The organism is Brucella pseudintermedia, assembly GCF_008932435.1.
Lineage (GTDB): Bacteria > Pseudomonadota > Alphaproteobacteria > Rhizobiales > Rhizobiaceae > Brucella > Brucella pseudintermedia.
This window is the reverse complement of the sequence record NZ_WBWE01000007.1, coordinates 137,586-149,072: the sequence shown is the minus strand read 5'-3', so window position 1 is coordinate 149,072 and position 11,487 is coordinate 137,586. Positions and strand designations below refer to the sequence as shown.

Sequence of the window (11,487 nt, the reverse complement as noted above, 5' to 3'; positions counted from 1 at the left end):
TGCCCTGCGCGTGGAACAAGTTGCGCATAATAACTGAGGACAGGCCAGAATGCCGATAACCATGCTTGATGGAATTCTACTCGGGATAACGCTGGTTTCAGCCGTTCTGGCGATGGTTCGCGGGTTCTCCCGCGAAGTGCTGTCGCTGGTATCGTGGGCGGCAGCAGCAGCTGCTGCCTATCTTTTCTACCAACCGGTTCTGCCTTTCGTGCAGCCTTACATCAACAACGAAACCATCGCGAAGATTGCCGCCGCTGGCGCGGTTTTCCTGGTCGTGCTTATTGTCGTGTCGCTGATCACCATGAAGATTGCCGATTTCATCATCGACAGCCGCATCGGTGCACTCGACCGTACACTGGGTTTCCTGTTCGGTGGCGTGCGCGGCGTGCTTCTCGTTGTCGTTGCCATGCTGTTCTTCAACTGGCTTGTCCCAACCAACCAGCCAGCATGGGTAACCAATGCCAAATCCAAGCCGATGCTCGATTCCTTTGGCCAGCAGTTGATTGATCTCCTTCCAGCCAATCCCGACCAGATGATTGACAGGTTCAAGCCTCAGCAGAATGCTCCCGCTTCGGGCGAACAGGAAGAAGCGCCAGTTCCGGACGATACGCCTGCGCAGCAATAAGCTGTTTTCGATTATCGGGAAGCCGTCAGCCATGCTGGCGGCTTTTCTGATTCTGGAAGCAAAATAGCCAAGTTGACGCTCAAACATTGTTATTTTAGTCCCGCGATCATATTTCAGGCGGGAATTTGCGAGATTATTCGCCTGTAACATGTGATACTGATGCGGATGAGACTATATCGACGCAGCGGCGAACTCTTCGCTTTTAACAAAAAGCCATCTTGTGATAGAGAGGCGCTTTAGTTGCCTCTGCAATCGAAAGGCCTTGCGGCAATGACCAGCCATTCTTCTGAAAATGCCTCCTTTATGCTGGATGAAGACACCCTGCATGAAGAGTGCGGCGTATTTGGCATTCTTGGCCATGAGGACGCAGCCGCGTTGACCGCATTGGGCCTTCATGCCCTTCAACATCGCGGACAGGAAGCCGCCGGCATCGTTTCCTATCACAATCGCCGTTTTCATTCCGAACGTCATATGGGCCTCGTCGGTGACCATTTCACCGATGCGGCGACGTTGAACCGCCTGCCGGGCGACCGCGCCATCGGCCATGTGCGCTATTCCACCACCGGCGAGACCATTCTGCGCAATGTGCAGCCCTTGTTCGCGGAGCTGGAAGTTGGCGGCATCGCCATCGCTCACAACGGCAATTTCACCAACGGCCTCACACTCCGCAAACAGTTGATCGCTTCCGGCGCGATCTTCCAAGCGACGTCCGACACGGAAGTCGTGCTGCATATGATTGCCCGCTCGCGCCACTCATCCTCGTCTGACCGTTTCGTCGATGCCATCCGGCAGGTCGAAGGCGGCTATGCCATGCTGGCGCTGACCCGCACCAAGCTGATCGCCGCCCGCGATCCCATCGGCATCCGCCCGCTTGTCATGGGCGAACTGGACGGAAAACCAATCTTCTGCTCGGAAACCTGCGCCCTCGACATTATTGGAGCGAAGTATATTCGCGACGTCGAAAACGGCGAAGTCGTTATCTGCGAGATCCAGAAAGACGGCTCCATCACCACCGAATCCATCAAGGCTGAAAATCCGCAGCCGGAACGGCTCTGCCTGTTTGAGTATGTCTATTTCGCCCGCCCTGACTCCGTCGTCGGCGGTCGCAGCGTCTATGTCGCGCGCAAGAACATGGGCATGGAGCTTGCCAAGGAAGCCGGTATCGAGGCCGACGTGGTTGTGCCGGTGCCCGATGGCGGCACGCCTGCCGCTCTCGGCTTCGCGCAGGCAAGCGGCATTCCGTTCGAATATGGCATCATCCGCAACCATTATGTGGGCCGCACCTTCATCGAGCCGACGCAGCAAATTCGCGCGCTTGGCGTCAAGCTGAAGCATTCGGCCAACCGCGCCATGATCGAAGGCAAGCGCGTGGTGCTGGTGGACGATTCCATCGTGCGGGGCACCACGTCCGTCAAGATCGTGCAAATGATCCGCGATGCAGGCGCAAAGGAAGTGCATATTCGCGTGGCAAGTCCCATGATTTACCACCCTGATTTCTACGGTATCGACACCCCCCATGCCGATAAGCTGCTGGCAAACCAGCATGAAGACCTGGAATCCATGTGCCGCTATATCGGCGCGGATTCTCTGGCGTTCCTTTCCATCGACGGGCTTTACAAGGCAGTCGGCGGAAAGCCGCGTGATCCGAAAGCGCCAGCTTTTACCGATCACTACTTCACGGGCGAATATCCAACCCGTCTTCTCGATCAGGAAGGCGAGAGCAACGTGCACACGCTGTCACTGCTTGCCAGCAACGGCTGATCGCCCAATCCTTTCACGCAGGCGGCCCCAAAGGCCGCCTGTTTCTTGTGTTTGAATGACATATGGGGACTAGATGAGCATCGACCTTACGGGCCGCATTGCACTGGTAACAGGCGCATCGCGCGGTATCGGCTATTTTCTTTCGCTAGAACTGGCAAAACGCGGCGCGCATGTGATCGCCGTTGCGCGCACGGTCGGCGGGCTTGAAGAGCTGGACGACGACATTCGCAAACTCGGCGGCAGCGCAACGCTGGTACCCCTCGACATTACCGACATGGAAGCGATCGATCGCCTCGGTGGTTCTATTCATGAGCGCTGGGGCAAGCTCGATATCATGGTCGCCAATGCGGGGGTTCTCGGCACGATATCGCCCATCGGCCATGTTGAAGCCAAGACCTTCGAGAAAGTCATGAACGTCAACGTCACCAGCGTCTGGCGCCTTATCCGTTCTACCGATCCGCTGCTGCGCGCTTCCGATGCAGGGCGTGCCATTCTGCTGTCTTCCGGTGTGGCGCATACGTGCCGCGCCTTCTGGGGGCCTTATGCTGCCTCGAAAGCTGCTGTCGAAGTCATGGCTCGCAGTTGGGCCGAAGAAACGAAACAGATGAAGCTCAAGATCAACTCGGTCAATCCGGGCGCCACCCGCACGGCAATGCGCGCTCAAGCGATGCCGGGCGAAGATCCGGAAACACTGCCGACGCCGCAGTCCGTCGCGGAAAAAATCGTCAAGCTTGCCGATCCAAAACTCGAAGTCAGCGGCAAGCTTTTCGACGTCCGGCAAGACCGCTTCCTCGACTATCATTTGCCGAGCTGATTTCTTTCTTCCGGCCTTGCCTATATGCAAGGCCGGTTCTATTTATTGAACTATCTTCCGCCTCTAGCCGCCTGACGGCTCTTTTTCAGCGGACATTCTCCCCTCTCAGACTCCTTCCTCACGTGCTGCCAGTTTGGTGCGCGTGCCCTTTCCTATTGGAGGACCTATGACTAAGGATTACGAGCGTTTCATCGTCATCAGCGGCGGACCGGGATCAGGCAAAAGCACGCTGATCGATGCCCTTGAAAAGGACGGCTTCGCCCGTACCGTTGAAGCCGGACGCGCCATTATTCAGGATCAGGTCGCTATTGGCGGCAATGCCCTGCCCTGGAAGGATCGCACACTTTTTGCCGAGTTAATGCTTTGCTGGGAGATGCGCTCTCACGCCATGGCAGAACAACAGGCTGGTACCGTTTTCTTCGACCGCGGCGTTCCCGATGTGATCGGCTATCTGATGCTGTGCGACCTGCCCGTCCCACAGCATATGGAAGAGGCCGCCCACCGGATCAGATATAACAGTACCGTGTTCCTGGCGCCGCCATGGGCTGAAATCTTCGGGCAGGATGCGGAACGCCAACAGGATTTCGATGAAGCCGTGCGCACGTTCGATGCGATGGACAAAACCTACAGGCGGCTCGGATATGAGATCGCGCTCCTCCCGAAATCACCGGTCGAGGAGCGCGTTCGTTTCATCAGACGGGCGTTGCCATCAGTTTTCCTCTGACGACGCGTCCTCTTCGGCGCTGGCCGCTTCCGCAGCCTTTCTGTCAGCAGCTTCACGCCTGTTCCACGCTGCCAGACTGAACGGAAGGAAAGCGAGATAGGCGAGCGCCGTGATGCTCAATGTCTGCCAGGTGAAGCTCATCAGGAACGCGACGTAAACAACCACGAACAGGATCAGCGGCATGACGATATCGCGTCGGACAAGGCTGCCGGCCGATTTGCCGTTATAAACCGGCAGGCGGCTTACCAGCAGAAACGCAATGGCCACGGTATAGACCGCCACACCGAAAGCGAGCGCCCGCGTCGGGGTCAGGCCGAGAAAACCGAGATAAACCGGCAGCAGGACGAGCATTGCGCCTGCAGGTGCGGGCACGCCTATGAAATAATTGCTTTGCCAGGCCGGGCGGTTCGGGTCTTCCAGCATGACATTGAAACGTGCCAGCCGCAGGCAGCAGGCAATGGCGTAGAGAAGCGCCGCGATCCAGCCGAAGGAACGCGCCTGATCAAGCATGAAGGCATAGAGCACCAGAGCAGGCGCTACGCCGAAATTGACGATGTCGGCGAGCGAATCCATCTGGGCGCCGAACTTGGACGATCCCTTCATCATGCGGGCCACACGCCCGTCGATGCCGTCAAGAAAGGCTGCTACGAGCACCATCACGACGGCAAGCTCGAAACGGTTTTCAAAGGCCAGACGAATACCGGTCAGACCGGCACAGATGGCGAGGACCGTGATGACATTGGGAACGACGATACGCAGGGGTATCTGCGACAGCTTCGGGCCGCGCGATGAATCCACGCGGCCGTTGGGCTCAAAAGGCGGAAAAGGCGCTTCCATCGGCTTAGGCGATCCGCACCACTGGCTCGCCGCGTCCGCTGCCATAATCGGCCAGCACGGTTTCACCGGCGACTGCCGTCTGGCCAACCGCGACACGAACGGTCGCATCTGCCGGCAGATAGACATCGACGCGCGATCCGAAGCGGATCAGGCCGAACCGTTCGCCAACGGACAGATCGTCATCCTCGTTCGACCAGCAAACAATGCGCCGGGCGACGAGGCCAGCGATCTGAACAACACCGATCTTGCCATGCGGGCTTTCGATCAGCACGCTATTGCGTTCGTTATCCGTGCTAGCCTTGTCCAGTTCCGCATTGAGGAATTTGCCCGGACGATGCACGACCTTCTCGATCTTGCCGCGCACGGGGGAACGGTTGATATGTACCGAGAACACATTCATGAAAACCGACACGCGCATACGCGGCTCGGCGCCAAGGTCCAGCTCGGCTGGCGGCACTGCCGGGCCGACAAAGGAAACCTTGCCATCGGCGGGACTGATGACCAGATCATCGTCCATTGGCGTTACACGCTCGGGATCACGATAGAAATAGATGCACCAGACGGTCAGCACCATGCCGATCCAGAACAGCGGGTCCCAGAGCCAGCCCAGAATGAGCGAAACCACGAAAAAGCCCGCGATAAACGGATAGCCTTCCCGATGGATCGGCACGAAAGTATTGCGGATAGTGTCAGTAAGGCTCATCGCTCTTCCTTTGAGTTTGGCCGTTATTTACCTCATCCTATCCGGAATCAAAATCCATTTCGCAAATTATTCACGGCTGTTAGGGCACGTGATCGCACCCTAATATACCAAGCCGCCCCGCGAACCGACTATTCCGCCGCCGGGACACCGCGGGTCACGACGCCCAGTTCGTCGCTTTGCCGCACCTGGCGCAGACGTTCTTCCGCCTCGTCAGCCTCGCGCTGGCGAGCCCACATGGAAGCATAAAGCCCCTTGTGCTTGAGCAGCATGCGATGCGTGCCCCGCTCGGCAATCAGGCCATCCTTCAGGACGATGATTTCATCTGCACCGATGACCGTCGACAAACGATGCGCGATGACAAGCGTGGTGCGGCCCCGGCTGACGATATCGAGCGCGGACTGGATTTCCTGTTCGGTGGCCGTATCGAGTGCGGAAGTTGCCTCATCAAGGATGAGGATCGGCGGAGCCTTCAGGATCGTGCGGGCAATGGCGACACGCTGTTTCTCGCCGCCCGAAAGCTTGAGGCCGCGTTCGCCTACCATGGATCTGTAGCCTTCCGGCAAATGTTTGATGAAGCTCGAAATCTGCGCCAGTTCAGCCGCCTTTTCCACTTCTTCATCCGTTGCATCGGGCCGGCCATAGCGGATGTTATAGGCTATTGTATCGTTGAACAGCACGGTATCCTGCGGCACCATGCCGATGGCCTTGCGCAGGCTTTCCTGCGCGACATCACGGACATCCTGACCGTCAATGGAAACCTTTCCGGACTGGACATCGTAAAAGCGGAACAAAAGCCGGGAGATGGTGGATTTGCCTGCGCCTGACGGTCCGACAATCGCGACTGTCTTTCCTGCGGGAACTTCAAAACTGATCCCCTTGAGAATCGGACGGTTCGCATCATAAGCGAAATGCACGTCTTCAAAGCGGATTGCGCCCTTGTCGATCTTCAACGCCGGCGCACCGGGCTTATCGACCACTTCCTGCTTTACGTCGAGAAGGTCGAACATCTGCTCGATATCGGTCAGGCCCTGACGGATTTCACGATAGATAAAGCCGATGAAGTTGAGCGGAATGGACAGTTGCATCAGCATGGCATTGATGAAAACGAAGTCGCCAATGGACTGCGTTCCGGCGCGGACTTCCAGCGCGGACATGACCATGACAATTGCCATGCCGACACCGAAGATCACGGCCTGGCCGAAGTTCAGCCAGCCGAGCGATGTCCAGGTCTGGGTAGCCGCCTTCTCATAACGCGCCATCGAAGCATCGAAGCGCTTGGCTTCCATGTGCTCGTTGCCGAAATATTTGACCGTTTCGAAATTGAGAAGCGAGTCGATTGCCTTGGTGTTGGCCTCCGTATCGGAATCGTTCATTTCCCGGCGGATGCTGATGCGCCAGTCGCTCGCCTTGATCGTAAACCAGGTATAGAGCCAGACCGTTGCGGCAACGACGAGCAGATAGGAAATGCCGTAGGCGAAGGCGAAAATAACCGCCGTCAGCGCAAATTCCAGAATGGTAGGCAGCGTGTTGAGGATGGTAAAGCGGACAATCGTTTCAATCCCCTTGGTGCCGCGCTCGATGACGCGCGAAAGCCCGCCCGTGCGTCTTTCCAGATGGAAACGCAGAGACAGCTGGTGCATGTGCACGAAGGTCTTATAGGCCAGCTGGCGCACCGCATATTGGCCGACGCTCGCAAACAAGGCGTCGCGAAGCTGGTTGAGGCCGGCCTGTATAATCTTGGCGCCGTTATAAGCCAGCACCAGCATCACCGCACCGACCAGAAACAGCGGAATATAATCCGGCGGGTTCAACTGGCCGGTCAAGGCATTCGTCACCCACTTGAAGAAATAGGGAACGAGGATGAGCACAATCTTGGAAATCACCAGATAGAACGTGGCCCAGACGACGCGCATGCGCAGATCCGGCCTGTCGGACGGCCACATATAGGGCCAGAGATTTCGCAATGTCTTGAACGTCTCGCCGGAATCGGCGGAAACCGTTTTGGGGGAACTCATGGTGCGTTCTTTCAAGTCGGTGGGCTCAAGCGATTTCGTACGAGATGAACTCCGTCATCGCTTTATCTGTTTGTTTGACACATCTTTTCCGAAAACCGGCTCCCGCTTCTCGGGATAGGTTCTAACCGCAGCATGCGCCTTTGAACGAAGCAAAATGCGTGCGGACAGCGTTCATTTGCTGCCAGTTGACGCTGTAACGCGACGACTGGCGCTCAGGCCGATAATCGATAAGACCAGCCTGCACGAGAACCTTGAGGTGCTGGGAGACCGTCGATTGAGCAAGGTCGAGCTTGCCGACAATATCCTTGCAGCAGCAGGCATCCTCCATTATCAACTGCCGGATAATGCGAATACGGACAGGATGGCCGAGCGCCGCGCAAATGCGCGCCGCGGCTTCATCGTCAATCCCGATCTGCGCGAGATCGGAAACAGCCTCAGCTGAATTCTTGTCGAGAATTATCTTCATCGTATATCGACGATATACGATTATGCTCCAGAGTTCAAGTTTTCGAGGCGTTCTTTCTCCAAAAGCACGGCAATATGAAAACACACTATCGTGACCATCGGCCCCGCCGAAACCGCTCTGAAAGCCATGGTCAGTTGGCGTGATCTTCCAACTGGCGCTTCACCTCATCCTCACCCAAAGGTTCCTTCGGCATATTGAAGACCTGCCCAGGCCAGATCAGGTCCGGATTGCGGATCTGGTCGCGATTGGCGAGATAGATAGTGGTGTATCGCGTACCTTTACCATAGGTGCGCTTGGATATCGTCCAGAGATTATCTCCGCGCCGGATAATGACGGAGCCTTCCACTTTCTGCAGGGGAGCCGCAGCTTCACCATGCACTTCCGAAGGCGTGGTCGTCTGGCCTTCCGTATCGGAAGCAACTGCGGAGATATTCTCGCCAGCTTCGCGGCGGAACGGAACTCGTGCCGTCGCCAGAACGCGGTTGGCGTTGTCGAGCAGGTCGGCGCGAATGATATAGTCACCCACACTGAGCGGCTGTTTGCTCTGCACAAGGAAACGGCCATCCGGCGAAATGAGGCTTGCGCCAAGCAATGTATCGTTGGCGTGGACGATGACGCGATTGCCGCCATTGGCCTTGCCTGCCACGAAAACCGACTGACCTTCGATCTCCACCGCCTCGATTGCAATCGGCAAAGCCTGCGCGGGCTTGGCTGCCGGCTTGTCGGCCTTGGCGGCAGCTTCGGGAGCGGCTTCCGTATCCTGCGGCTTCGGCGCCGTTTCCGGCTTCGTAATCAGACGGCTCGCCTGCCCCGGCTCCTCGACCAGCGCCAGCACCTGCCCCGACCTGGTTTCAGGCACCGATACGATGGCAGTCTGCGCGGAGGTGGCAACATTGTTATCTGCGCCGGTGGAACGCAGGACCAACTGATGGTCTCCCGCCTTCAAGGGTTCATCCAGAACGATGGCGAAATCGCCATTGGGTCCAACCTTGGCCTTACCCACAACAGTCGCGCCTGCCACGACTTCGACATCGGCATTGGGAAGCGCCTTGCCTGCGATCACCACCGAACCATCTGGCTCGACCCGCAGGAGATCGAAAATCGGCGTGTTGTTCTGCTGTTGTGGCGAAGCAGCGCCTACCTGCGCAGCAGGTTCTTGGGTCGGCGCGGCCTGAGGCTTCGCATCGCCTGTCGCGGCTTCGCTCGCGGGCTTCGTCGCTGCGGATCCCTGCGCTTCTGGTGCTTTTGTCTCGGACGGCGCCGCCTGGGGCTGGGCTGGTGCATTGTTCGACGCTGGCGCGGCGACATCGGACTGGGGTGCCTCAACGCGAGATCGTGTCGCATTCCAATAAAGGCCGAGCCCGACGACGATCGCGACGAACCCGATACCCAGCAATCCTAAACTGTTCTTTTGCATTTCGTTTCGAAACCCACGCCAGAGACTATAATGACGGGTTTATAGCTTTTGGCTTCCCCCCACAAGAAATCTGCACCGAAACAGCAAAAGGTACGAGGCTTTTTATTAGCAGGGTTATTGTTCTACACAGTTTGTCGGCTTCGACTGGTCCGGATCGTCCATAAGGTTATAAAGATCGGCCGTTTCGCCCTTGGTCCACCAGATGTAAACGCCGCCGGCATATTTGGCACCAGAGCCGGAGATGACGTTGGAGGCGATGACGGTTTCGTCTTCCAGCTCCAGTTCCGCAAGCGAAATATCACCGGCATTGTAGTAGGTTACCGAGATATTTTTCTCGCCGCATTTGTAGAGAACGGAGTTGGTCGTCACTTCGGTGTCGTCCGGCAGCTTGATATTGATTTCGCCCGCTGTTGCGGATGACGCGGCAAAGATGAGCCCGAGAAAGACAACCCAGTTCTTCATATCCAATCCACTTCACGATCTGAAACACATACCGATTGAGATATAACAATCTCCACAAATGTCCAACCGCGACCGCCGCCCGCCGCTAATCTTCTCCGCAAAATGAAACCGGAGGCGCTTGACGCTGAAAGACCAAAAGAGCACAAGAAATCATGTCTGAGATTCGATCCATCTGTGTTTATTGCGGCTCGTCTACGGGCCTGAATCCCATCTATCGCGATGCGGGCGTTGCGCTTGGCCGGTCCATTGCCGAACACGGTCTGCGCCTTGTTTATGGCGGCGGCACGCGCGGCATCATGGGCGCGGTTGCGCAAGGCGTGATGGAAGCTGGCGGCGAGGTTACCGGCATCATCCCGACCTTCCTGCTCGACAAGGAAGCAAGCCTTGAAAAGGCCGAACAGCTGACCGAACTTATCGTCGTCGGCGACATGCACGAGCGCAAGCATCTCATGTTCCAGAAATCGGACGCGTTCGTCACGCTGCCCGGCGGCATCGGCACGGTTGAGGAAATCGTGGAAATGATGACCTGGGCGCAGCTTGGCAAGCATCGCAAGCCGATGGTTTTCGCAAACATCAACAATTTCTGGCAGCCGATGCTCTCGCTACTTGAGCATATGACGGCGGAAGGCTTTCTGCACACCGCGCATCAGGTGAAACCGCTAGTCATCGACAAGGCGGAAGATATCGTTCCCGCCATCATCGCCGCCAATGGCAAGGCATATGAAGGCGACCAGAAGATCATCGAAAAGATGTGATCGCGGCGGCTTTCACCAGAACATATGAGCATACGGCAGGGGCGGAGCGATCCGCCCTTAATCTTATCCGGGAGAGGTTGATGAAGACCATCGGTCTGATAGGCGGAATGAGCTGGGAAAGCTCGCAGGAATATTATCGGATCATCAATCAGGAAATCCGCGCACGGCTTGGCGGAACGCATTCCGCCAAGAGCCTGATGTGGTCCATGGATTTTGGTGAAATCGAGCGCCTCCAGCATGAAGGCCGATGGGATGAGCTGACCACGCTCATGATCGAGGCCGCGCAGAACCTTGAACGGGGCGGCGCTGACTTCATCCTGATCTGCACCAACACCATGCACAAGATGGCTGACGACATCGAAAACGCCACATCGATCCCCCTTGTGCATATCGCCGACCCAACGGCGGAAAAGATCAAGGCTGCGGGCCTCTCAAAAGTCGGGCTCCTCGGCACCGCCTTCACGATGGAACAGGATTTCTATAAGGGCCGTCTTGCGGCCAAACATGGGCTTGAGGTTCTGACGCCCGACGACGCCGACCGCAAGACCGTGCACGACATCATCTATCAGGAGCTGGTGGTTGGCGAAGTGCGCGATGCGTCACGCGAAAAATACCGCGCTGTCATCAATCGTCTGGTTGAGCGCGGGGCGGAAGCCATCATTCTCGGCTGCACCGAAATCATGCTGCTCATCGGCCAGCAGGACAGCCCCGTGCCGGTATTCGACACGACACGATTGCATGCCGAAGCGGCGGTTGATGCCGCCCTTTCCTCAAAATCCTGAGAAAACCCTGGAGATTTTACCCGGCAGGAAAACCATTCTTTCCGGAATTTCAATGCCATTCGCTTGCTTCCCGTCGAGCGCCGTGCAAATATTCAACCATATGGTTGACTATCTTTCGCAATGCAG

Annotated in this window: 12 protein-coding genes; 6 read left to right on the top strand and 6 right to left on the bottom strand. The window is 57.1% G+C overall.

The annotated features are described in order from the left end of the window. Positions 1–49 precede the first annotated feature (49 nt). From F9K78_RS11145 to F9K78_RS11125, 4 genes are all read left to right on the top strand, one after another. Positions 50–625 carry a CvpA family protein gene (locus F9K78_RS11145; RefSeq protein WP_121980547.1) on the top strand — a complete coding sequence of 192 codons (576 nt, stop codon included), beginning with the start codon at positions 50–52 and terminating at the stop codon, positions 623–625. Between the two features lie 270 nt (positions 626–895). Next, positions 896–2,386 carry an amidophosphoribosyltransferase gene (gene purF, locus F9K78_RS11135; RefSeq protein WP_121980548.1) on the top strand — a complete coding sequence of 497 codons (1,491 nt, stop codon included), beginning with the start codon at positions 896–898 and terminating at the stop codon, positions 2,384–2,386. A gap of 73 nt (positions 2,387–2,459) precedes the next feature. Next, positions 2,460–3,200, top strand: coding sequence for an SDR family NAD(P)-dependent oxidoreductase (locus tag F9K78_RS11130; RefSeq protein WP_121980549.1), 741 nt, complete (start codon positions 2,460–2,462; stop codon positions 3,198–3,200). Positions 3,201–3,366: 166 nt separating this feature from the next. After that, entirely contained in the window at positions 3,367–3,924 is a 558-nt protein-coding gene (locus F9K78_RS11125) for an AAA family ATPase (RefSeq protein WP_151682186.1), read from the top strand. On the opposite strand, the gene pssA is transcribed toward F9K78_RS11125, so the two are convergent. From pssA to F9K78_RS11095, 6 genes are all read right to left on the bottom strand, one after another. After that, positions 3,910–4,761: a CDP-diacylglycerol--serine O-phosphatidyltransferase gene (gene pssA, locus F9K78_RS11120; RefSeq protein WP_100648183.1), complete on the bottom strand. Its 852-nt coding sequence runs from the start codon at positions 4,759–4,761 to the stop codon at positions 3,910–3,912. The two genes, F9K78_RS11125 and pssA, sit on opposite strands and share 15 nt — an antisense overlap. A gap of 4 nt (positions 4,762–4,765) precedes the next feature. Next, positions 4,766–5,464 (bottom strand): phosphatidylserine decarboxylase, encoded by a 699-nt coding sequence (locus F9K78_RS11115; RefSeq protein WP_006466209.1) that lies wholly within the window; start codon positions 5,462–5,464, stop codon positions 4,766–4,768. Between the two features lie 128 nt (positions 5,465–5,592). After that, the gene (locus tag F9K78_RS11110; protein WP_151682185.1) at positions 5,593–7,479 is read right to left on the bottom strand and encodes an ABCB family ABC transporter ATP-binding protein/permease; all 1,887 of its coding nucleotides are present in this window, start codon (positions 7,477–7,479) and stop codon (positions 5,593–5,595) included. 121 nt (positions 7,480–7,600) lie between these two features. Continuing rightward, the gene (locus tag F9K78_RS11105) at positions 7,601–7,945 is read right to left on the bottom strand and encodes an ArsR/SmtB family transcription factor (protein ID WP_151682184.1); all 345 of its coding nucleotides are present in this window, start codon (positions 7,943–7,945) and stop codon (positions 7,601–7,603) included. 130 nt (positions 7,946–8,075) lie between these two features. After that, positions 8,076–9,362 (bottom strand): Ig-like domain-containing protein, encoded by a 1,287-nt coding sequence (locus tag F9K78_RS11100; protein WP_031346452.1) that lies wholly within the window; start codon positions 9,360–9,362, stop codon positions 8,076–8,078. A gap of 114 nt (positions 9,363–9,476) precedes the next feature. After that, positions 9,477–9,824, bottom strand: a complete 348-nt coding sequence (locus tag F9K78_RS11095) for an MliC family protein (protein ID WP_151682183.1) — start codon at positions 9,822–9,824, stop codon at positions 9,477–9,479. 152 nt (positions 9,825–9,976) lie between these two features. Between F9K78_RS11095 and F9K78_RS11090 the strand changes: the two genes are divergently transcribed. Together F9K78_RS11090 and F9K78_RS11085 are read left to right on the top strand one after the other, a co-directional pair. Beyond that, positions 9,977–10,579, top strand: a complete 603-nt coding sequence (locus tag F9K78_RS11090) for an LOG family protein (RefSeq protein WP_112701000.1) — start codon at positions 9,977–9,979, stop codon at positions 10,577–10,579. A gap of 80 nt (positions 10,580–10,659) precedes the next feature. Beyond that, the gene (locus F9K78_RS11085; protein ID WP_112701001.1) at positions 10,660–11,361 is read left to right on the top strand and encodes an aspartate/glutamate racemase family protein; all 702 of its coding nucleotides are present in this window, start codon (positions 10,660–10,662) and stop codon (positions 11,359–11,361) included. The last annotated feature ends 126 nt before the right edge of the window (positions 11,362–11,487 follow it).